13 protein-coding genes and 1 riboswitch are annotated in these 19,982 nt (G+C 42.8%); of the genes, 4 read left to right on the forward strand and 9 right to left on the reverse strand.

The window, feature by feature from the left end; translation table 11 throughout:
* The first annotated feature begins 41 nt into the window (after positions 1-41).
* A complete protein-coding gene (locus BC751_RS08810; protein WP_130275226.1) occupies positions 42-2,984 on the forward strand; it encodes an FAD-binding and (Fe-S)-binding domain-containing protein in 2,943 nt (980 codons plus the stop codon).
* 20 nt (positions 2,985-3,004) lie between these two features.
* On the opposite strand, the gene tenA is transcribed toward BC751_RS08810, so the two are convergent.
* The 7 genes from tenA to BC751_RS08840 all read right to left on the reverse strand — a co-directional run bounded on the left by tenA (position 3,005) and on the right by BC751_RS08840 (position 9,217).
* On the reverse strand, positions 3,005-3,661 hold the full coding sequence (gene tenA, locus BC751_RS08815) for a thiaminase II (RefSeq protein WP_130275227.1): 657 nt from the start codon (positions 3,659-3,661) through the stop codon (positions 3,005-3,007).
* Positions 3,648-4,478 carry a bifunctional hydroxymethylpyrimidine kinase/phosphomethylpyrimidine kinase gene (gene thiD / locus BC751_RS08820; RefSeq protein ID WP_130275228.1) on the reverse strand — a complete coding sequence of 277 codons (831 nt, stop codon included), beginning with the start codon at positions 4,476-4,478 and terminating at the stop codon, positions 3,648-3,650. The genes tenA and thiD overlap by 14 nt, the downstream gene beginning before the upstream one ends.
* Entirely contained in the window at positions 4,472-5,125 is a 654-nt protein-coding gene (gene thiE / locus BC751_RS08825; RefSeq protein ID WP_130275229.1) for a thiamine phosphate synthase, read from the reverse strand. The genes thiD and thiE overlap by 7 nt, the downstream gene beginning before the upstream one ends.
* The gene (gene thiM / locus BC751_RS08830) at positions 5,122-5,913 is read right to left on the reverse strand and encodes a hydroxyethylthiazole kinase (protein WP_130275230.1); all 792 of its coding nucleotides are present in this window, start codon (positions 5,911-5,913) and stop codon (positions 5,122-5,124) included. The genes thiE and thiM overlap by 4 nt, the downstream gene beginning before the upstream one ends.
* Before the next feature lie 75 nt (positions 5,914-5,988).
* Positions 5,989-6,079: riboswitch (TPP riboswitch) on the reverse strand.
* A gap of 79 nt (positions 6,080-6,158) precedes the next feature.
* The gene (locus BC751_RS08835; RefSeq protein WP_207226856.1) at positions 6,159-7,280 is read right to left on the reverse strand and encodes a S8 family serine peptidase; all 1,122 of its coding nucleotides are present in this window, start codon (positions 7,278-7,280) and stop codon (positions 6,159-6,161) included.
* 10 nt (positions 7,281-7,290) lie between these two features.
* Positions 7,291-7,800, reverse strand: a complete 510-nt coding sequence (locus tag BC751_RS22045) for a hypothetical protein (RefSeq protein ID WP_207226857.1) — start codon at positions 7,798-7,800, stop codon at positions 7,291-7,293.
* 16 nt (positions 7,801-7,816) lie between these two features.
* The gene (locus BC751_RS08840) at positions 7,817-9,217 is read right to left on the reverse strand and encodes an MBL fold metallo-hydrolase RNA specificity domain-containing protein (protein ID WP_130275231.1); all 1,401 of its coding nucleotides are present in this window, start codon (positions 9,215-9,217) and stop codon (positions 7,817-7,819) included.
* A gap of 226 nt (positions 9,218-9,443) precedes the next feature.
* Here BC751_RS08840 and BC751_RS08845 point away from each other — a divergent pair, with 226 nt between their 5' ends.
* On the forward strand, positions 9,444-11,117 hold the full coding sequence (locus BC751_RS08845) for an IS1182 family transposase (protein WP_130275232.1): 1,674 nt from the start codon (positions 9,444-9,446) through the stop codon (positions 11,115-11,117).
* Between the two features lie 58 nt (positions 11,118-11,175).
* Here the strand turns inward: BC751_RS08845 and BC751_RS08850 are convergent, their stop codons facing one another.
* Both BC751_RS08850 and BC751_RS08855 read right to left on the reverse strand, forming a co-directional pair.
* On the reverse strand, positions 11,176-13,074 hold the full coding sequence (locus BC751_RS08850; RefSeq protein ID WP_130275233.1) for a PspC domain-containing protein: 1,899 nt from the start codon (positions 13,072-13,074) through the stop codon (positions 11,176-11,178).
* Positions 13,075-13,078: 4 nt separating this feature from the next.
* Positions 13,079-13,408, reverse strand: coding sequence for a PadR family transcriptional regulator (locus tag BC751_RS08855; protein WP_130275234.1), 330 nt, complete (start codon positions 13,406-13,408; stop codon positions 13,079-13,081).
* 390 nt (positions 13,409-13,798) lie between these two features.
* On the opposite strand from BC751_RS08855, the gene BC751_RS08860 reads away from it, so the two are divergent.
* Positions 13,799-14,911: a putative type IX sorting system protein PorV2 gene (locus tag BC751_RS08860; RefSeq protein WP_130275235.1), complete on the forward strand. Its 1,113-nt coding sequence runs from the start codon at positions 13,799-13,801 to the stop codon at positions 14,909-14,911.
* The gene (gene porU2, locus BC751_RS08865; protein ID WP_341272834.1) at positions 14,871-19,937 is read left to right on the forward strand and encodes a putative type IX secretion system sortase PorU2; all 5,067 of its coding nucleotides are present in this window, start codon (positions 14,871-14,873) and stop codon (positions 19,935-19,937) included. The genes BC751_RS08860 and porU2 overlap by 41 nt, the downstream gene beginning before the upstream one ends.
* The last annotated feature ends 45 nt before the right edge of the window (positions 19,938-19,982 follow it).

Below are 19,982 nucleotides of genomic sequence, written 5' to 3' on the forward strand. Positions count from 1 at the left end.
CTTAGGGCAACTAACATAAGCCGATTGCTTATTTTTGCTACATGATTGCTGACAAACCTAACCTATTGCCTTTATTGGAGAATTTGGCTTCCATATTGGAGGGGGAGCTAAAATTCGATAGCTTGACCAAAACCCTCTATGCCACTGATGCCTCAGTTTACCGCGAAATGCCCTTGGCAGTTGCCTTCCCCAGGAAAGAAGCGGACATACAAAAACTGATTCAATTTGCCCGTAAATACAAAACTTCCTTGATTCCCAGGACAGCAGGGACATCCCTTGCAGGTCAATGTGTCGGGAATGGGATTGTGGTCGATGTGTCCAAGCATTTTACCAAAATCATAGAATTCAATAAAGAAGAAAAATGGGTAAAAGTGCAGCCGGGCGTTGTGAGGGACGAACTCAATAAATTTTTGAAACCGTATGGTTTGTTTTTTAGCCCCATAACATCTACCGCTAACAGGGCCATGATTGGTGGGATGGTAGGTAATAATTCCTCAGGAACTACTTCCATTGTATATGGAGTCACGAGGGACAAGGTGATGGAATTGAAAGTGCTGTTGAGTGATGGGAATCCTACAGTGTTTGGGCCTTTGTCAAACGAGGAATTTGAATCCAAAAAGAAATTGCAGACACTGGAGGGGGAAATTTACAGGCAGATCTGGGAGGAGCTCAAAGGAGAAGAAGCCAGGAAAGAAATTAATGAACAATTTCCAAAGAAAAGTATCCACAGAAGAAATACCGGGTACGCTGTAGATGAATTACTCAAATCAGAAGTTTTTGAGGGAAATGAGCCTTTTAATTTCTGTAAATTATTAGCAGGTTCAGAAGGCACCCTTGCTTTTACAACAGAAATAAAAATCAGTCTTGACCCATTGCCCGATCCGGTTGAAATTGTGGTTGCAGCCCACTTTGAAAGCATCAATCAGAGCATGAGGGCAGCACAAGTGGCCATGAAACATCCGGCCACTGCCGTAGAGCTTATGGACAAAATCATCCTGGATTGTACCAAGGAGAGCATAGAATACAGCAAAAACAGATATTTTGTTGAAGGGGACCCTAAGGCCTTGTTGATGGTAGAGTTTACAGGCAAAACTGAGGAAGAAGCCCGTGCAAAAGGTGCTAAGCTGATTGAAGATCTTAAAGCGAGCGGGTTGGGATATGCCTATCCGGTAATAGGTCCTGATAAAACCAAATCCGCTTGGGCTCTGAGAAGTGCAGGTTTGGGCTTGTTGGCCAATATACCCGGTGATCCTAAAGCGGTGGCCTGTATTGAGGATACAGCAGTGGATATTGAGGATTTGGCAGATTATATCGATGAGCTGGACGGGATTTTGAAAGGTTTCAACCAAGAGCCAGTGCACTATGCACATGCAGGAGCGGGAGAAATCCATATGCGGCCCATCTTAGACCTGAAAAAGGCCGAAGATGTGGAGGAGTTTTTCAAAATATCGGAAGCTTCTGCCAGACTGGTTAAAAAATATAAAGGTTCCCTTTCCGGTGAGCATGGTGACGGCAGGGTCCGTGCACCCTTTATTCCGTTGATGGTGGGTGAAAAGAACTACCAGCTTTTTCGAAGGATTAAATATACCTGGGATCCGGATAATATTTTTAATCCGGGTAAAATAGTGGATGCAGCACCCATGAACACTTCTCTGCGCTATGAACCAGGGATGATAACCCCAGAACATGATACCGTTCTTGATTTCTCCGGCGTTGGTGGCATACTCCGAATGGCAGAAAAATGTAATGGGAGTGGGGATTGCAGGAAGCTGCCGATCTCTGGCGGCACCATGTGCCCAAGCTACCAGGCTACCCGAAATGAAAAGGATACCACCAGAGGAAGAGCCAATACTTTGAGGGAATTTCTCACCAAGGACAAGCCATCCAACCCCTTTGACCATCCTGAAATCAAGGAAGCCCTGGACCTTTGCCTTTCCTGTAAAGGCTGTACCGCCGAATGTCCTTCCAATGTGGACATGGCATCCATGAAGGCCGAATTCCTCTACCAATATCAGAAGACCCATGGAATTCCGCTCCGTTCAAAAGCCTTTGCCTATATCAATGACCTGAATAAATTGGGCGCCTTTGTGCCAGGTTTGGCCAACTTCTCCCTGAGCAATGGTATCTCGGGAAGCATTCTGAAAAAAGTTCTGGGGGTAGCCCCCAAAAGAACACTTCCCGCCATCAGCAGTGAAAGTCTTAGGCAATGGTTCCGAAAAAATGAAGCCCAATACCCTGTTACCAAACCCATCATCAAGACGGTTTACCTGTTCGTTGACGAGTTTATCAACCACAATGACACTGAAATCGGGATCACGACTGTCAAATTGCTGAGAAAATTGGGCTACGAAGTAATCGTGGTAGACCATGAGGAAAGTGGCAGGTCTGCACTTTCCAAGGGGCTCTTGGAAAAGGCTAAGGGCCATGCCAATGCCAACGTGAAAATTTTTAAAGAACTGGTCAATGGAGATAAGCTTTTGGTAGGGATTGAGCCTTCGGCAATCTTAAGTTTTAGGGATGAATATCCCCGCTTGGTGGACCAAGAACTGGTTGAAGCTTCCAAAAAACTGAAATTCCATACCCTCTTGATTGATGAATTTATAGGTCGGGAAATTGCAGCAGGTAATATTACTCCAGAGTCATTTACCAAAGACCCCAAAAGGATCAAGCTGCATGGGCATTGCCACCAAAAGGCTCTTTCTTCATTGAGTTGGACCCAGAAACTCCTCTCCTTACCAGTGCATTATGAGGTGGAAGTGATCCCTTCCGGTTGTTGTGGCATGGCAGGTTCTTTTGGTTATGAAGCGGAGCATTATGAGCTCAGTATGCAAATTGGGGAGATGGTATTGTTCCCCGCTGTAAGGGAGGCTTCAGAAAATACATTGATCGCAGCCCCGGGGACTTCCTGCCGCCATCAGATTGCTGATGGGACAGGAAGGAAGGCCTTACATCCAGTTGAGATCCTTTACCAGGCGCTAAAATAACAAGTCATAAGGGTGCTCAGTTATACCGGCCATTGTTCTAGCCTATAGGCACTGTCCCAAAAAATCCATTCCAGTCGGCTGGCCATTTCAAAGGCCTTAAACATGGTTTCTTGTGTGCTTGAACTTGATTGTTCTGCCAGTTCATCTGTTATTGCAATGGCTTTGTGGACAGATGCGGCAAACTCTTCACCGGCATAGGTATCGATCCAGTTCTTATAGGGGTTATTTTGGACTTCAGACTGTTGCTCAAAAATATGATCTCCAACTTTTTTGTAAATCCAAAAACAAGGAAGTACTGCTGCCACTGCCACAGCTACATCGCCATATTTTGCTTCTTTCAGGAGGTAATTGGTATAAAGCAGGCAGCTTGGGCTAGGTTCAATGGTATCAGGGATGCCCAGCGTTTTGAAATAGCCTTCATGCAAAGCCCTTTCAACCACAATAGCCCCTGCCGCAAATTGGGAAAAGTCCAGCACGTGCTCCATTTTATCCATCCGACCGGAAATGGTACTTAGGGCTTTGCCAAATTCACCCAAATAATAGGCATCTTGTGCCATGTAGAACTTGAACTTCTCTACTGGGAGTGTACCATTCAGCAATTCTTGGTTAAAGGGCATTTCCAGTATTTTATTATAAATTGGAGATATTTGCTCCCAGGCTTTTTCAGTCCATTTCATAGATGATCTGTTTTTGAGGGTTATAAAAATGATTCAGGGGGCCATTTCCTTGGCCGGTATTTACGTCTTTGCCTGATTCCAGGGCCCCGTTGACATAGTTCTTAGCCATTTCAACCGCTTTTGGAAGCGGGTTTCCTTTGGCCAATACTGCTGCTATCGCAGAAGAAAGGGTACAGCCGGTCCCGTGTAAATTCTTGGTTTTGATGTAGGTGCTTTCGTAAGATTGTTCAGGCATTTCTTTTTGGAAAAGAATGTCTTGAATAACCGGCGTGTTCAGGTGTCCTCCTTTTATCAGGACAGCTTGGCATTGCATGTTCAGGAGATCTTTTCCTGCTTGGTGCATTTTATTCACCGAATCCACCTCATACCCCGTCAGCATAGCAGCCTCATCCAAGTTGGGAGTGATCAAAGTTGCCAATGGGAAGAGCTTTTCTTTTAAAAGTGCTACGGTGCCTTCTGCAATTAAACGATCTCCGGAAGTGGCAACCATGACAGGATCAAAAACTATAGGGATTTGGGGAAAGTTTTTTAAAGTGCTGGTGAGAACTTCCACCACCTCAGGTTGATTGACCATGCCTATTTTTATGGCTTTGGGTGGGATGTCTTCCAGGACTGCCATTAATTGTGCTTCAATATGCCTGGGAGGGATGGGGAAAATGTCCCTGACGCCTTGGGTGTTCTGTGCGGTGGTGGCGGTTATGACTGTCATGCCATAGCAGCCAAGCGCAGCAAAAGTTTTGAGATCTGCTTGAATGCCAGCCCCTCCACCACTGTCTGAACCTGCAATGCTTAGGACTGGGATGTATTTTTTTACCATAATTGATGATTTGATCCTTCTTCAATTTTTTTTCTAAAGGCTTCAGCGGCATGGGCTGGGCTTGGGGCACTGCAAATCCCTGAGACCACGGCCAGACAATCAGCCCCATGGCTAATGATGCTGGCGGCATTCTCTATTTTCACCCTTCCTATGGCAACCAGAGGCTTATCGGTGGCCTTTCTTAAATGGGCCAATCCTTTCAATCCCCATTCACTTTTGGTGTCCATTTTGGTTGGAGTAGCATAGATGGGGCTCACCCCATAATACCAGGCCTCTTCACTAAATGGTTTTCGTAAATCTCCCATGTTTTCCAATGACAGTCCCAAGGTTTTACCAGATCCCAGGATCGTTTTGGCTTCCATGATGTTGGTGTCTTCCTGTCCCACATGAAGCCCTTCCGCATCTATGATTTTTGCCACTTCCACCGAGTCGTTGATGATTAAGGGGACATGGTACTTTTCACAAATGGCTTTTAGTTGCTCTGCTTTCCTTACGAAATCTTCCAAGGACAGGGATTTTTCCCGGATTTGGACTATGTCCACTCCTCCTTTGAGTGCTTCTTCTACCACCCAGAAAAAGTCCCTGCCAAGGCATAGCGCTTCATCTGTTACCAAATAGAGCTTATAAGGGAAAATTGTTGGCTTCATGGGTAGCTTACGATCATTCTTTCTTCAAACTCCTCGGATTTAAGATTATATAGGGCATCATAGAAATGAAGTTGTAAGGTTCCTGGACCGTTAGCTTTTTCGGCAGCAATATCACCAGCGACTCCCATAAGCGCCATGGCGGCAGTACTTGCCAGGAAGCGATCTTTTTCAATGGCTATCATGGCACCAGTCAAAGCAGAAGCTGTACAGCCCAATCCCGTAACTTTGGACATGATAGCATTGCCATTTTTCACTTTTGCTATCCGTTCCCTGTCAATGATATAGTCAACTTCTCCTGAAATCACTACTACCGCACCGGTTTGTTTGGATAGCTGCGTGCCTGCCTCCAATGCCTCATCAGAAGAATTGGTGCTGTCTACCCCTTTGCTTTTTATATTAACGCTTGCTAAAGACATGATTTCAGAAGCATTGCCCCTGATGACACTGGGTTGGAATTGCAGCAATTTGCTCAAAAGTTCATTTCTATAAGGAGTCGCACCAGCACCTACGGGATCAAGTAACCAAGGTTTTTGGATAGTATAGGCATGCGCTGCTGCTTGGAGCATACTTTCTGACCAATATTCATCGAGGGTGCCAATATTGACCACCAAAGCACCTACAATATTGACCATGTCTTTGACTTCAGGCTGGGCATGTGCCATGATGGGAGATGCACCTGCTGCCAATAGTGCATTGGCTGTGTTGTTCATCACCACATAGTTGGTAATACTTTGTACAAGCGGGGATTGGGTTTTTAAACGGGTTAATAATGCGCTGATCTGCTCCATATTTTTCTCTTTTCAGTTAAACAGTGGGTTGAAACTGTAGGAGCAGGAAAAAGTAGAGCAAGCAGGTTATGCCTCTCTTTGGAATTAACTTTTTCCTTCGCCGGTATGACCCGTATCAGGTTCGAAGGGTTTGATCTCAGCCTTGTCGGCACCCCTAAAGTTTCTATTTCTTAATTATACACGGAATAAAACAAAAATGGTTCATGTTTTCAAAAACATGAACCATTCATTTGGTCTTTTTCTAATTACAGTTTCACTTTCCCTTTGGCCACTTGCCTGGCCAAGATAAGTGCATTGTAGGCGTTGACGATTTTACCAGATTTTGAAATTTCCTGCAAAGTAAGTGGTTGGGAGGGGTTGCTTCTCAATATCACCTGTACAGGAACTTCCAAACCTGATTCCATGATGATTTTTTTCACTTGGGCAGCCGTCAATTTGGGATAATAAGTCCAGATGAGGGCAGCAACGCCCGCTACCGCAGGGGCAGCCATTGAGGTTCCACTTTGGAACTCGTACTCATTGCCTGGCATGGTGGAGTTAATCTGTGCCCCAGGGGCAAAGACATCCACATTTTTTGCGCCATAGTTGGAGAAAGGGGCAACCATGTACGGCCCATATTGACTGCCAAGGGCACCTACAGTAATCACATTGTTAACGAATTCCTGCCCGTTTTGAAACTTGTGGTCATTAGGGAAATTGGGGTTGTCAGGGTCATCCAGGTCTAAGCCATCATTTCCTGCAGCATGCACGAAAAGGACATCTTTGGAGGCGGCGTATTCGAGCGCCTCATAGACCCATTCAGCATTAGGAGAAAAGGCCTTTCCAAAACTGGCATTGATGATTCTGGCACCGTTGTCCACCGCATACCTGATGCCTAAAGCAATATCCTTGTCATACTCATCTCCATCCGGTACTGCTCTGATGCTCATGATGGAAACATTGTTGGCAACCCCTCTGATACCTATCCCGTTGTTTCTGTCGGCCCCAATGATTCCTGCCACATGGGTCCCGTGACTCTCATCTTTTACAAGGATATTTGGGTTGCCATTGCCATACTGGAAATCATTGAGGTCATAAGGGTTGTCACCAACCGGTTTTCTTCCATCAAATTCCATGTTCAGGTGGTAATTTGCTTTTGTCCCGTAGTATTTTTCAGCCTCATCCAAATCTTCCATGATAGCATCCAAACTTCCTGACATGGCCAGAATGCTGCTTAAAAATCCCAATACTTCCTGGGTTTCTTCGTTATCTGATTTTATTGTCCATAAATCTTCAGGCTCATATGCTGGCTTGCCCAACAATTGCTGTGCGGTAAAGTCAGCAAAGGAAATGGTGGTTTTGAGCTCTTGAATTTGGGCCAAGTTCATTAAACTTTCTTCAGCTTCTTCCTCGAATTTTTTTCCGGGCCTTTTCCCGAAGTTTTTCATCCCCAAGACCCAAGCTCAATATTCTGGTAAATTCAAGTCTTTCATGGTAGGAATTACCAAGGAAGTTATAGCCATGGATGTCATCGATGAATCCATTTCCGTCATTATCCTGGCCATTTCCTGCTATTTCCTTGGCATTGATCCAGAGCACAGAAGCAAGGTCTTCGTGTAACAGGTCAATTCCTGCATCCAGAACTGCAACCGTTACAGGGTTCCCTTTCTTTTTCCTGATAAGTTCCTTGTAGGCCCTATCAACACTCATACCTGGGATGGTATCTTTGAGCAGGTCAAGGTGTTGCCAGTTCAACATTTGGTATTCTCCGATTTCTCCATTTTTGGCTACAAAGGTATCGGGTCCTGAAAGGAGTTTTGTGGTGGATTTTATGCCAGTACATCCAATTGCCAGCATGGCAAGGGGAAGCATGGATACCCATAGGGTTTTGTTCAATTTGGTAATCATGTTAGGTTATTTTCAATTAAATTCCGTCAAACAAAGAAAAACTTTCCATGTATTCCGGTACAATGGTGTGCCATTGTAATTCTTCCGTTAATTTTTTTGATAGGGTTTCTGAGGCTTCCTTTTCCCCATGGATAAGAAAGGTCATTTTAGGTTTATTGGCAAATCCTTCTGCCCATTCCATCAATTCTTCTTGATCAGCATGCGCGGATAGACCTTCAATATAGTAAATTTTAGATTTGACGGGAACTTCAACTCCATACATCCGAGAGGTCGTTTCTCCTTCCAAAATCTTCCTTCCTCTTGTTCCCTCAGCTTGATAGCCCACAAAGATGATACTGTCTTGTTCGTTGGGAAGCCTGTGGTACAGGTGATGCAGGATTCGTCCCCCTGTTGCCATCCCACTGGCCGAAATGATAATAGCATCACCCCTGATGGCATTGAGGGACATGGAGGCCTCTTGGGTTTGGTAATAATGGAGATTTTTGTGAATGAAGGGATTAGCCCCCTCTTCTTCCAAAAGGGGGCCAAGCCTATGGTATTCCGGATATTTTTTGTACAATTTTGTCACGTCAATAGCCATAGGGCTATCGACATAAATGGGGATATCAGGAATTTTGCCTTTTTGTTGGAGGTAATGGAGATAATACAGTATCATTTGGGTTCGGCCAACTGCAAATGCCGGAATGATGGATACCCCTCCGTTTCGGAAAGTTTCCCTCACTGCCCGTGCCAACTCTTCCACAGGTTTTTGTTCTTTTTGGATCCTATTGCCATAGGTAGATTCCATGAAGAGGATATCTGCAAATGGAATTCTTGCCGGTGCGTGAAATATAGGGTCATGATACCTGCCAAGATCTCCCGAGAAAACAATCTTTTTTTCTTGGTTTTCTCCTTTGACTTTCATCTTCACTATTGCTGCCCCCAGGATGTGCCCTGCATTGAAAAAAGTGATATTGACTTTTTCATTGACCTGAATCTCTTCATTCATGTCCACTGGTTTCAACAAAGGGAAAACTTTTTCCACATCTTGAATTGTATATAGAGGCAAAGGCTTCTCATGTTTGGAATAGCCTTTTCTTTGGGCATAGGCAGCCTCTTCCTCCTGAAGTTTCCCGGCATCCAACAGCAGGATGCGTACCAGTTCATCGGTGGCATAGGTGCAATAAATAGGGCCGGAGAATCCCTCTTTTACCAATTTGGGCAAATAGCCACTGTGATCTATATGCGCATGGGTGAGGATAACCAAGTCAATACTTCTGGGGTCAATGGGAAAAGCTTCCCAGTTGCGAAGCCTGTACTCTTTCAACCCCTGGAAAAGTCCACAGTCAACAAGGATTTTTTGATGGTCCAGTTCCAGGAGGTACCTGGATCCCGTCACAGTTTTTGCTCCGCCTAAAAATTTAACTTTTACCTGCATATAATATTTTGGGTTGATTGCTGATCTAAATGTACAAGATAATTATGGTATTAAGTTTTTCATTTCCGTTAAAGGTTATTAAATATCTTGAGACTTCCATTTTGCGCTGTCAATTCACAACATGCGGTATTAATAAAAAATGGGGGTGTCCGAAAAGTCGAGACACCCTTTTTTTATTGTTGATTTTCTCTAAAATTATTATTTTAGAGTTGAACAAAATACAACAATGTCTAAGGTAGTTTTTAAAAATCAGACTGGCAATTGTCCAGAATTATTTCCGGCAAATATTTTTGATAAAATCCCTGATAACCACCCTGCTCGATTGGTTGATACTGTGGTTAACTCATTGGATATCAGTGATATTATAAAGAGGTACAAGGGAGGCGGTACATCAGCCTATCATCCACGAATGATGATTAAAGTGCTGTTCTACAGCTATTTATCCAATGTGTATTCATGTAGGAAAATAGCCAAAGCACTTAATGAGAACATCCACTTCATGTTTATCTCAGGAAACTCAACCCCCGATTTCAGAACCATCAACGATTTCCGCGGTAAAATCTTAAAAGACTCCATCAAGACATTGTTTGCCGAAGTGGTAAAAATGCTTGTTGAGATGGGATATGTAAGCCTTGATGTACAATACATTGACGGAACCAAGATTGAAGCAAAATCCAATAAGTACACTTTTGTCTGGCGTAAGACAGTTGAAAAGCACAAAGAAAGGTTAGAAGGTAAGATCAAGAGTGTTTTATCAGATATCGAAGAAAGCATCCTATCAGATAATCAAGAAGTTAATCAAGAAGAATTGCCTAAAAAAATTGATTCTGAAGAATTAAGGGAGCGGCTTTCAGCCATAAATAAAAAGCTAAAAGAGCCTTCAAAGAAGGTTGCTAAGGAGCTTCAAAAACTTCAGGAAGAACATCTTCCCAAGCTGGAGAAGTATGAAAAAGACCTGGAGATTTTGGGGGATAGAAATTCGTACAGTAAGACAGATCATGATGCCACATTCATGAGAATGAAAGAGGACCACATGAAAAACGGACAACTAAAACCCGCTTACAATCCTCAGATATCAACTGAAAACCAATTTATTACTCATGCTACTATCCACCAAACACCAGGAGATATCACCACTTTGAAATCCCACTTGGACAGTTTTGAAAAAGCGTATAACAAACAAAGCAAGGAGATAGTAGCTGATGCAGGATATGGAAGTGAGGAGAACTATGAAATGCTTGAAAAAAAGGGAGTTGATGCCTATGTGAAATACAATTACTTCCACATGGAGCAAAAGAAGAAGACAAAGAACAATCCTTTTCTTCCCCAAAATCTTTTCTACAATGCAGGGCAGGATTTTTATGTATGCCCCATGGGACAGCACATGGAAAATGTTGGACAGGGAAAGCGCATTTCAAGCAATGGATATGAATCTCAAGTAACTTATTATCAGGCAAAAAACTGTGAAGGATGCCCCTTAAGAGCCCAATACCATAAAGCGACAGGTAACAGAAGAATCGAAGTGAACCATAGGTTAAACTTCTTAAAACAGCAGGCCAGGGAAAAACTAATGAATGAAAAAGGGCTTGAACACAGGAGCAAAAGACCAATAGAGGCGGAAGCTGCGTATGGCCAGCTTAAAAGCAATAATAAATTCAACAGATTTACACTCACTGGTTTAGAAAAAGTGGAATTAGAGTTCTTATTGATGGCAATTGGCCATAATCTGAGAAAAATGGTGGCTAAAAGTATGCACTCTGGACTAAAACTATCTAAAAAATCATCTTTGGGTTATAAACCCTACAATAGTCGGCCGGTATTTTACGTTCCAAAGGAAAATTCTAATCAAAGATCACTGGTAATGGCATTGGATTTTCAAAATCAAAAAATAGCGGCATAAAAAAAGCTGCCCTTTTCGGACAGCCTCATTGTGGGTTTGGCATAGTTGGTTAAAATGATTATTTCATCATAAAGCTGTCTTGAAATTTAGCTATAGAGATACTGTCCGCTTTGCTAAGTTTTCTGCTATTGCTGCAGTTCAGACAAAGAAGTCCCTCTTCATTGAACACCCAATAATTTCTTGCACTGACATCCCGTGTTTTATATCCTGCCCTGTTGACAGTATTTCGGATGATCGGAAGAATGGATTTATCCATTACAAAAGGTTTGTCATAAGGGATTTCCAGGGTCAATTTGAGACTTTGTCCTCTGAATTTTTCTACCTGGCTCAAGTCCAAACTTCTTTCGAAGGTGATGATGGAGTCTGAAACCACATACCCATATTGAAGATTGCTTGCATTTTTAAGTGCATCTTCGTAGCCCTTTCCTCTGGATTTGAAATCCTGTACCAGAACCACCTCTTTACCATCGGTACCGGAAAGCTCCAGGTTGACCAGGTCAAAAACCCCTTCTTCTTTCTGGGTAGGAATAGACTTCAAAACTATAACCCCTTGTCCCAAAGGCATGTTGACTTCCTCTGTGTGGATCGCTTCAGTTTTGAATTGGGCCACAACTTTTGGGATTCGGAATCCCGCTACACCGATAGACAAAAGCCAAACACCCAAGGCAATCAGTCCAAACCTGCCCTCTATGATGCTTTTCTTTAGAATTACACTGATTCCCAGTAGGAGAATAATCAATCCAGGAATCAAGATGGTAAACCCAACAGCTATGGCCAACCATGAAGGCAAGATATCCCTTATCCATTCTGCAGGAATATTGTCAATCATAACATTGCTTCCATCAATTGGGATTGCCTGAAAATAAATCCCGAGCAAAATGATTGGCGCGATGATGATAGCGATTCCGATAAAGGAAATGATCAATCCAAAGAACACCCTGATCACTGCCACAAGAAATTTCCCCAATGGACCTAAAGCTTCTCCAAGTTTATTGATCACTTTTCCAAGGAATCTGAATGGGGCCATCAATACTTTTCTAGTCTGACTTTCTTCTACTGGAGGTGCAGGGTTCAGATTTTCTTTGATAGTGCTCTCGATATTGTCCAAGGTAATTGCGCCCCCTTTCATCTGTATCCTTTCAGTAATGGATTTGGCCTGAGGGGTAATGATCCAGAGGATAAGATAGATCACAAAACCTGCTCCGCCGGCAAATATCAAAGCAATAAACAGTAAACGGACCCAAATTACCTCGATATTGAAGTAAGCTGCCAACCCACTGGCCACACCGCCCAAAGTCCTGTCATCAGGATTTCGGTACAATTTTTTGACATGTTTGTCTTCCGGTTCTTCATAGGAGACAGGAAGTATCACCCAGAGTACCACATAGGCTAACAGTGCCCAAATACCCAAGGAAAGTGAGAAATCAAAATTCCATGGAAGGAAATCCCATCCTGGTTTGCCAAAATTGAGTTTGCCGCTGAAAAGCAACAGTAAGGCCACTAACCTTGTCCAAAGTGGGTCGATTGAGAGGTAATGGGCCAATCCTGCACATACCCCACCTAGGATTTTTCTATTTTCCAGTCGGGTGAGTTTTTTATAACCTTTGCTTTCTTGTCCTGGAGGAGTAATGTATTTGTAAAAATCATTTTCCGGTTCTTTCTTTTCCTCGTTTTTTTCTTCCATTACCGCTTCATCTGCCTTGAAGTCAGCGATCGTACCCATTTTTTCAATCAGTCGGGATACATTTTCAGCAGTGATGACCTGCTTATTGTTTTTTAAATTGCTGAGGAAGATTTCCGCAATGCGGTTTTCTATGTCAGAGATGATTTCCTGGTTGTCCGGATAATGAGAGAAGTGCCTGTTGATAGCCTCAAGGTACTTCTTAAGGGTTGCATAGCCATCCTCCTCTATGTGAAAAAGGATGCCGCTGATATTGATGCTTATTGTCTTTTTCATGTCTTTATTGCTTTGAGGTGATTTTTTGGGTCGCTTGTACCAAGGACTCCCAGGTTTCATTCAGGGTTTCCAGAAAATGCCTGCCTTCTTCTGTGATGGAATAATATTTTCTGGGAGGTCCTGATTCAGATTCTACCCAACGATAGGATACCAAAGAGGCATTTTTTAATCTTTGAAGCAAAGGGTATAGTGTTCCTTCTACCACAATCATCTTTGCTTCGGTTAATTCTTCTATCATATCAGAGGCATAAACCTCGCCTCTTGCTATGATATGCAAAATGCAGAACTCCAAGAGGCCTTTCCGCATTTGAATCTGGGTGTTTGAAGCGTTCATATATTTGTTTTTTTATTTCCAAACTTTTTTGGGGGCATGCACAGGCTATCCCCCTATGCCAGAAATAAAGAAAAACCATACCAAACATCTGTACGCTACCTTGTATTGCAAGTTAACTTGGTATAAAAAGGTACCATTCAAAAGGCAATAATTAAAAAAAACTTGCAAATTTTTAAAATTTTGGGGTTTTAACAGATTTTGGGGTGAAATGATTTTTTTTGAAAATGATTTGCAGTTATTAAAATTGGAATTGTCTCATGTGGCTGTAGTGGACATAATAGTGTCCGCTGATGTACAGGTGTACGTCTTGCAGATGCCCCGAATTTTTCTCAATTTCGTCGGGAATTGATTATTTATTTTTACTTTGCATTGGTGAAATACGCGTAATACATGTTCATTTTCAGGCTTTTTGTGCTTTTGTTATTTTTTTTCCTAGGTAGTGGACTTAGTGCACAGACCATTGCGCCAAAATATTCCAATGAATTTATGAACATAGGCATTGGAGCAAGGGCTTTGGCAATGGGTGGGGCACAGGTATCTTCCGTAAGAGATGTGACTGCGGCTTATTGGAATCCTGCAGGATTGATAGGTGTCAGGCATCAACACGAGTTTTCTTTGATGCATGCAGAATATTTCGCAGGTATTGCCAAATTTGATTATCTGGGATATACCACTTCTATAGACGTGGATAATCAAATAGCAGTTTCCCTTATCAGATTTGGTGTGGATGATATTCCTGATACCCGATTTCTTTATGACGCAAATGGAGCACTCAATTACAACAATATTCAATTCTTCAATGCGGCAGACTATGCCTTGTTGCTTTCCTATGCGAGGGATGTGAGTGATGCGTTCAAAATTGGGGGAAATGCCAAAATCATTCACCGGAATGTTGGCAGATTTGCACAGGCCTGGGGCTTTGGCCTGGATTTAGGAGCTATTTACCTGAAAGAACAGTGGAGGTTTGGCCTGATGCTTCGTGATGTGACCAGTACATTCAATGCCTGGTTTCACAATGCTGAAATGGTCAGGGATATTTATGCCCAGACCAATAATGTGATTCCTGTAAATTCTATTGAACTAACCCTTCCAAGAGCGGTTTTTTCGGTGACCAGGGATTTTCGATTTGGTGAGGACATAAGCCTTCAGGGTGTCCTGGATTTGGATTTTACTTTTGATGGGAAAAGAAATACCATTATCAGGACCAATCTGGTCAGTTTTGACCCAAGGTTTGGCCTGGAAGCCGGATATAGAAATTTGGTTTTTTTAAGGGCAGGTGGAAGTCATGTGCAAAGGATCAAGGATTTTGACGGTAGTTATTTTACCGCCTGGAAACCCAGCTTTGGGGTAGGAGTATTTTTAAATGAAAAATTGCATATTGACTATGCATTGACAGATATTGGGGGCGTTTCGCAGACACCTTATTCACATGTAATCAGTGTAAAGGTAAGTCTGAAGCCCTATGATAGTAAATTTAGGATCAACAAAGGATGGGAAGATTGATATGAATGGCAGGAATTTGATCATATTGATTTCTTTGATTTGGTTTGGATCAGTTCAGGCCCAGAGCACCTGGGTGGATTACAACCTGACGTATTACAAGATCCCCACAGTAGAAGATGGGATCCATAGAATTTCATTTGCGGCATTGGCTTCCGCGGGGATCAATCCCAATACTTTAGACCCCCGTACCTTGAGGATGTACCACAGGGGGGAAGAAGTAGCTATTTTTGTCCAAGGGGAAGAAGATGGCAGGTTTGACGTGAATGATTTCATTGATTTTTATGGAAAGCGGAATGATGCTACCCTGGACCGGAAATTATTCAGGAATCCTTCCTGGATCGGTAACATCATGTACAACCACCACAATGATACCACCGCCTTCTTTTTGACCATTACTCCGGGTACATCCGGAAAAAGAATGGCTTCCAGGTCGCTGCCGCAAGCGGTTTCCCCAATTTTAGAGTCTTACCAAACAGAAAGAATGACCGTCTATTCAGACCAATATAACCTGGGGAGGGTCTATTTTCCCGGAGTAAGATTGGCAGAATATGAGGAGGGCCAAGGTTGGATGAGTGCTCCGGTCACCAAAGCCAGTCCCAGAAATATTTCATTTACCGGTTTGGGGCAGATTCCAACAACGGGCAATGCCAAATTGGAAATAGGTTTGGTAGGGCGTTCGGAAAATCCACATGTTACGGCTGTAGCAGTCGGACCAACTTTAGGTTCTGTGAGAGAAGTGGCAAGATATACTTACAGCGACTTCAATGTGCTCAACCAAGAGATTGAGTTGAATGCAGCCGATTTCAGTACTGATGGAAATGTAACCATCAGGGTGAGTTCCAATGGACCTGAATCTGTGGACAATATTTCCATTGCTTATGTACGGATTACTTTTCCAAAAAGGCCTCAAAACGGTGATTTGGATAGAGAAACCATCATTTTGGGCCCTGGAGATGCTGTTTACCAAGGGGATAACATGCTCTCGAATTATGTGGCCTATGACATTCTAGACCCGAATAACCCAATTCGGGTTCCTGTGGAGAAAATTGGAAACAGACTTAGGTTTAGTGCCGGGAATCCCAATACTCCGGTTAAAATCTGGCTGGAAAATAGGCTTTCCGTCAAGGAAGTGGGAAATATGGAAAGGGTTAGGTTTAGAAATCTGCTCAACCAACCAGCGGACTACATTATTGTTTCCCATAGAAACCTGAGAAGACAATCTTCTGTCCACCCTGACCCAGTAAGGGCTTATGCCCAGTACAGGGCTTCCAGAGAAGGTGGGTCTTTTGATACATTGACCGTCAATATCAATGAACTGTATGATCAGTTTTCATTTGGTGAAAAGACACCTCTGGCCATTTTCGAATTTTTGAGGGCTTATTATCCAAGGCATAAGCCTGAATATCTTTTTCTGATCGGAAGATCTATGGGTATGTTGAGTACGGTGAGGCAGGGTAATATAACCCATTTTTATAGGAGAAGACCTGATTTGTTTACTTTTCAGGATTTGATTCCTCCAGCGGGTTATCCCTATGCAGATAATAACTTTGCCATTGGATTGGATCCTGCCAATCCCTTGGTGCCAGCCATGGCTATAGGGAGAATCCCGGCCAGGAATCCCCAGGATGTGACCAACTACCTGGAAAAAGCGAGGGAAAAAGACGCATTGGGAGCTACCGAAGATTGGCAGAAGGAAATTGTGCATCTGAGTGGGGGTATTTCTGCATTCGAACTTACACGGTTTTTCAATTTCCTAAACGGATTCAAAACCATAGCGGAAGGTCCCTTTTTGGGAGGCAATGTAAAAACCTACAGAAAAAGATCCAATTCAACTGTAGAACTGATAGACATTTCTTCTGATGTCAACAATGGGGTAAGTATGGTTACCTTTTTTGGACATGCTGCACCGACGGTAATTGACATTGAAATAGGTTTGGCTTCGGATCCTACCATGGGTTATAACAATAGGGGCAAATACCCTATGATCTTGATGAATGGCTGTGATGCGGGTAATTCTTATGGAAATGTATTCACTTTTGGGGAGGACTGGATAGTGACTCCTTCCAAAGGAGCCTCCAATTTTTTGGCTCATGCAAATATTGGAATAGACGTTTATTTGAGAAGGTATTCTGAATCTTTATATACCAAGGCTTTTGCGGATTCCAGTATGATTTACAGATCCGTAGGACAAGTGAGACAGGAGGCAGAAAAGCTTTTTTATCTCAGATATGGAACCTCAGTGGTCAATAGGTCCCATGCAGAACAACTGGTGCTTTTGGGAGACCCGGCTCTAAGGATTTTCCCAGCAGATAAGGCTGATTATGCAATCAGAGAAGAGGATGTTGAATTAAGTGGAGTGGATGGAGAAGACCTCAATGCCAATGCGGAAAGGCTTAAATTATCCTTTATTCTGAGAAACTTAGGAAGGGTTGATTTGGATTCTGTTGAGGTAAAAGTAAGTAGAAGATTGCCTGACGGTACTATTGTTGATTATCCGATTGACCTGATAGCCCCGGTATTTAGAAGAGATACCATTGATTTTATATTGCCTAACACAGGAGTCAATGCCTTCGGAGACAATAATTTTACCATTATCATTAATCCGGGACGCAATATTCCGGAAATGACATTTATCAACAATTCAGTATCAGTCAATAAGTTCATACCACTAAGTGGGACACTGAATGTGCTTCCCTACAATTTTGCTATTGTGAATGAGCGAAATGTCACCTTGACGGCACAGGTACAAGGGAAACTCCTGGAACCAAGAAATCTCGTATTTCAGTTGGATACCGATCCTAATTTCTCCTCTGCCAGAAGGAGAGAGGTAAGATTGACCACTGCCAATATCGCCAGCTGGGACCTTGATATTTTCCAAAATGTTCCATTGGGGGATTCAGTTACTTTTTATTGGAGAACCCGCTTTTTGGAACCAAGGCAAGGTGAAAGCGAAGATTGGACTGTCAGTAGTTTCAGCTACATTCAAAATGGACCAGAGGGATGGACCCAAAGGGTTTTGCCTCAGATGACTTCCAATCTTCTGAATAACCTTGAAATAGATTTCAATAGAAGGGAATGGAAATTCAGAGATACCCAAGTGGATGTTGAGGTTTTCACCTTTGGTAACCGTACAGATAGTTTGACTTCAAGAAATGTCCAGTTTATTTTGGATGGAGTACCACAGATCATTGACAGTTTTGTGGATGGTAGTGCCAGGATCTGTCCGGATGGATCTTTGGGATTGGTGGCATTGGATCAAAGGTCTCTAACTCCTTATTTAGCCATCCCTATCCCGGGTTTTGATATCCTTGACGGAAGGAGTTGTGGTAAGGTGCCACAGATCATCCAGAATATCCGAAATGCATGGGTTGAGCGGCCCGGATTTGGAATAGAGGATTATGTCAATGGGGTAAAAGACGGAGATTATGTGGTTATCTTTTCAATAGGGGCTGTGAATTTTGAACAATGGTCGGATGTCCCTATCCAAAAATTAAAAGAATTGGGGGCTAATGAGGCGGTGCTCAGGAACCTTAAAAATGGAGATCCTTACATTCTTTTTGGAAGAAAAGGCATGAGACCAGGAGAATCTATAGAAGTAGTAGCAGATGTTAACCTTGACCCTGAAACCAATGAGCAGGTGATTACATTTGAGACCACGCTCAATGGTTATTTTACATCAGCAAGTATCCTGACCCCTAGGATTGGCCCGGCTTCTGAATGGAAAGAATTTTTCAATGAAGTAAAAAGCAGAAATTGGATCAATCAGGAATTGACACATTTTGATGTATATGGAGTAACTCCAACAGGGGACGAACAGGTGATTTTTGCTTCTATACAGGAAGAACAGCTTGATTTGAGCAACATCAATCCCAATACTTTCCCTTTTTTAAGACTGAGGTACGCCATGGAGGATGAAGAGGCCACAGCTGCTGCACAGTTGGCCAAATGGCAGGTAAACTATACTGGAGTCCCTGAAGGTGTACTTGTTTTCAAGGGCAAGGAAGAACAGGTCCGTTTGCAGGAAGGGGAGGAACATGTCCTGAATTTTGAGTTTGTCAACATTTCAAAATTTGATTTCTTAGATTCTTTGGTTGTGGAATGGACCATCACCAACAATGCCCAGAGGAAAAGTACAAAGTTCAGCAAAAAAATACCTGCCATAAAAGCGGGCGAATCCCATGACTTCAATATCCTATTCAATTCGATTGGCTGGGGAGGTACCAATATTGTGGAGGTATTTGCCAATCCCAGAATCATCATGGAGCAGACCTTCCGCAACAACTTGATTGACTTGGATAATTACTATGTGGTCAACCCCGACAATACCACATCAATTTTGGATGTTCACTTTGATGGGGTATATATTATGGATGGGGATATAGTTTCACCCACAGTGATGATTACATCCCTTCTTAGAAACGAAAAATCCCTGATTCTGAAAAAAGATACTTTAGGTATAGAATTGTTTATCAGGAAACAATGTGATGGTTGCCAGTTTGAAAGAATAAACTTCTCCAGCCCCAAAATCAATTGGTCAGAAGCTACTGAAAACAGCAGCTTTAAGGTTGAACTTCGCCCCGGGCCCTTAGATGATGGAATGTACACTTTCCGGGTAGTGACTGAGGATCTGGGAATGGATAAACCTTACGAGATAAATTTTGAAGTAATCAATGAGGCAAGTATCACCAACTTTTATCCATACCCTAATCCTTTTAGTACTTCGGTTAGATTTGTGTTTACAGTGACAGGTTCTGAAATCCCGGATCAGATCAAAATACAAATTATGACAGTCACCGGTAGGGTTGTCAGAGAAATCCTTCAGGATGAATTGGGGCCACTTCGTATAGGAAACAATATCACGGAATATGCTTGGGATGGCAGGGATGAATTTGGCGATCAGTTGGCCAATGGAGTTTATATCTACAGGGTATTGGTAAGGAAGAATGGGACTTTTGTGGAGCCAAGGGCTACAGCCGGGGATAAGGCCTTCAAGCAGGGCTACGGTAAAATGTATTTGTTGAGATAAAAAAATAACCCGCCAATCGGCGGGTTATTGTTGGATCCAATTTCA

The sequence above is a fragment of the Cecembia calidifontis genome, from assembly GCF_004216715.1.
GTDB classification, from domain to species: domain Bacteria; phylum Bacteroidota; class Bacteroidia; order Cytophagales; family Cyclobacteriaceae; genus Cecembia_A; species Cecembia_A calidifontis.

Excerpts from the sequence above, each read along its gene's own strand:
- BC751_RS08810 (WP_130275226.1), top strand. The coding sequence starts at position 42 with ATGATTGCTGACAAACCTAACCTATTGCCTTTATTGGAGAATTTGGCT.
- BC751_RS08840 (WP_130275231.1), bottom strand. The coding sequence starts at position 9,217 with ATGCAGGTAAAAGTTAAATTTTTAGGCGGAGCAAAAACTGTGACGGGA.
- thiM (WP_130275230.1), bottom strand. The coding sequence starts at position 5,913 with ATGGAGCAGATCAGCGCATTATTAACCCGTTTAAAAACCCAATCCCCG.
- tenA (WP_130275227.1), bottom strand. The coding sequence starts at position 3,661 with ATGAAATGGACTGAAAAAGCCTGGGAGCAAATATCTCCAATTTATAAT.
- BC751_RS08850 (WP_130275233.1), bottom strand. The coding sequence starts at position 13,074 with ATGAAAAAGACAATAAGCATCAATATCAGCGGCATCCTTTTTCACATA.
- BC751_RS22045 (WP_207226857.1), bottom strand. The coding sequence starts at position 7,800 with ATGATTACCAAATTGAACAAAACCCTATGGGTATCCATGCTTCCCCTT.
- thiE (WP_130275229.1), bottom strand. The coding sequence starts at position 5,125 with ATGAAGCCAACAATTTTCCCTTATAAGCTCTATTTGGTAACAGATGAA.
- BC751_RS08835 (WP_207226856.1), bottom strand. The coding sequence starts at position 7,280 with ATGAACTTGGCCCAAATTCAAGAGCTCAAAACCACCATTTCCTTTGCT.
- porU2 (WP_341272834.1), top strand. The coding sequence starts at position 14,871 with ATGATAGTAAATTTAGGATCAACAAAGGATGGGAAGATTGATATGAAT.
- BC751_RS08860 (WP_130275235.1), top strand. The coding sequence starts at position 13,799 with ATGTTCATTTTCAGGCTTTTTGTGCTTTTGTTATTTTTTTTCCTAGGT.
- BC751_RS08845 (WP_130275232.1), top strand. The coding sequence starts at position 9,444 with ATGTCTAAGGTAGTTTTTAAAAATCAGACTGGCAATTGTCCAGAATTA.
- thiD (WP_130275228.1), bottom strand. The coding sequence starts at position 4,478 with ATGGTAAAAAAATACATCCCAGTCCTAAGCATTGCAGGTTCAGACAGT.
- BC751_RS08855 (WP_130275234.1), bottom strand. The coding sequence starts at position 13,408 with ATGAACGCTTCAAACACCCAGATTCAAATGCGGAAAGGCCTCTTGGAG.